Origin of the sequence: Dietzia cercidiphylli (genome assembly GCF_014145145.1) — a bacterium.
In the GTDB taxonomy this organism is placed as follows: Bacteria; Actinomycetota; Actinomycetes; order Mycobacteriales; family Mycobacteriaceae; genus Dietzia; species Dietzia natronolimnaea.
Genome location: NZ_JAALEA010000436.1, coordinates 1 through 2,094, shown reverse-complemented (window position 1 = coordinate 2,094; position 2,094 = coordinate 1). Strand labels below are relative to the sequence as shown.

Annotated in this window: 3 protein-coding genes; 2 read left to right on the top strand and 1 reads right to left on the bottom strand. The window is 71.1% G+C overall.

Annotated elements, in window-relative coordinates; translation table 11 throughout:
• Positions 1-63: 63 nt before the first annotated feature.
• Positions 64-753 (top strand): pentapeptide repeat-containing protein, encoded by a 690-nt coding sequence (locus G6028_RS14880; protein WP_182659337.1) that lies wholly within the window; start codon positions 64-66, stop codon positions 751-753.
• A gap of 18 nt (positions 754-771) precedes the next feature.
• Here the strand turns inward: G6028_RS14880 and G6028_RS14875 are convergent, their stop codons facing one another.
• Positions 772-1,044, bottom strand: coding sequence for a hypothetical protein (locus tag G6028_RS14875; protein WP_179523592.1), 273 nt, complete (start codon positions 1,042-1,044; stop codon positions 772-774).
• Between the two features lie 204 nt (positions 1,045-1,248).
• Here G6028_RS14875 and G6028_RS14870 point away from each other — a divergent pair.
• Positions 1,249-2,094, top strand: an 846-nt coding sequence (locus G6028_RS14870) for a glycoside hydrolase family 25 protein (RefSeq protein ID WP_182659336.1), incomplete at its 3' end; no start/stop codon positions are given.

Genomic DNA, 2,094 nt, shown 5'->3' with positions numbered 1-2,094 from the left:
GTGGGGGCAGTTCGCCCGCCTCTGCGACCTGGACTGACGGACCCCGCACCTAGGCTGGCGCCCGTGCCCCCACCGCTCAGACGCCGATCCGGCTCACCCCGACCGCCCGCCGCCCCGTCACTGCCGCGGCGGGAGCAGCTCCAGCCGCCGCGGTCCGAACTCGAACCGGACGGACTGTGGGACGGCGTGTGGGCCACCGCCTCCGACGCCCCCTCCCCCGACGAGGGCGCGGCGCTGATCGGCGGCGCGGAGATCCGTGAGTCGACACTGGAGGGCATCAGACTGAGCAGCGCCAGGGCCGACTCGCTCCGACTCACCGACGTCGTGGTCAGCGGCTGCGACCTGTCCGGGATGGTCGCCGACGGGGCCACGTTCACCCGGGTCAGATTCACCGGGTGCCGGCTCACCGGCCTGGTCCTGTCCGACGCCAGACTGACCGACGTGTCCTTCGAGGACTGCCACGCCGACATGATCAACCTGCGGATGGCCCGGCTCCAGAGGGTGCGCCTGTCCGCCACCCGCTGCAGGCAGGCGGACCTGCTGGAGGCGCGGGTGGCGGACCTGTCGACGGACGGCGCCGACCTGCGGGGCGCGAGCCTCGACCGGGCCACGTTCACCGCGGTGGACCTGAGGGGTGCCGAGTTGGAGGACGTGCGGGGGGCGTCCGCGCTCCGGGGGGCGATCATCTCGCCGGAGCAGGTCGTCGGGGTCGGACTGGCACTGATCGGCGAAGCGGGGATCAGGGTCGAGTAGGCGGGATCGAGCGAGCGCTCAGGGCAGGTGCGAGGCGGCGTCGCGCCACTGGTTGACGGCCCGGTTGATCACTGCCTGGAGACGGAGAACCTGGTCGCGATCCGTGAGCGCGATGCCGTCGACACCCGTCCGCAGGACGAGCTCGGGCACCCCGCGCCCGGCACCGTTCTCGTCGAGCACCGCCTTCTCGACCACGGACACCTCGAGAACCGCGTCATCGGCCGGACCGTCGACTTCGGCGACGAGGTCGTGACGGTAGCGAGGGGTCGAACAATCTACTGCATCGGACACGAGGGGACTCCCGACTGGAACGGTGGGGCGACTCCAACAATAGAGGTGGGAAAAGACCTGATCGCACCAGTGGGACAGCGTGTTACCGGTTGTGACGGATCCGTGACCCACGCCACCCCCGTCGCGCCGGTGCTGGACGAAGAAATCCCCGCGAAGTTGCGCGAGTTGCTTGTGTGACAGGTGTTACTAATTGATACTCACCCCATGACACCAGCCGGTCAGCCAGCCCGCCGTGCCCTTCTCCCCCGCCTTCTCGTGGCCCTCGCCTCCGCGGCGGCCCTGGCTCTCGGACTCCTCGTCGTCGTCATATCCCCCCGGGCCGACGCCGTCATCCCCCTCTCCCCCGTCTTCGACGGCCTGGCCCGCGGCGTCGACTCCTCGAGCTGGCAACACCCGCACGGCGCGCCGGTCGACTGGCACGCGGCCGCCGCGTCCGGCCAGTCCTTCGCCTTTATCAAGGCCACCGAGGGCACCGGCCCCGCGAACCGCTACTACGAGGCCGACGTCGAGCAGGCCCGGGCATCCGGCATGGCCGTGGGCAGCTACCACAAGGCCCGCCCCGCGATGGATCCCGCGGTCCAGGCCCGCGCCTTCGCCACCCGCCTGCAGTCCGTGGGAGGCGCCCAGCTGCCGCCGGTGCTCGACATCGAGACCGACGAGGGCAAGAACCCGGAGGAGCTGATCGAGTGGACGCACGTCTTCCTCACCGAACTCCAGCACCTCACCGGGCGGACCCCGATCATCTACACGTACCGCTTCTTCTGGATCGACCGGATGGCCAACACCACCCGGTTCTCCGAGTACCCGCTGTGGCTGGCCGAATACGGGGTGCCGGAGCCCACGCTCCCCGTGATCGGTGGCTGGAGCGAGTGGCTGTTCTGGCAGAACTCGGAGACCGGCGAGGTGCCGGGCTTCGCCGGCCCCGTGGACCTCAACGTCTTCGCCGGGACGCGCGAGGAGCTCGGGGCGTGGATGGGACCCGTCACGCCGGGTGAGGCGCCGGCACCCCCGCCGGCACCCGAGCCGGCACCCGAGCCGGCCCCCGCTCCG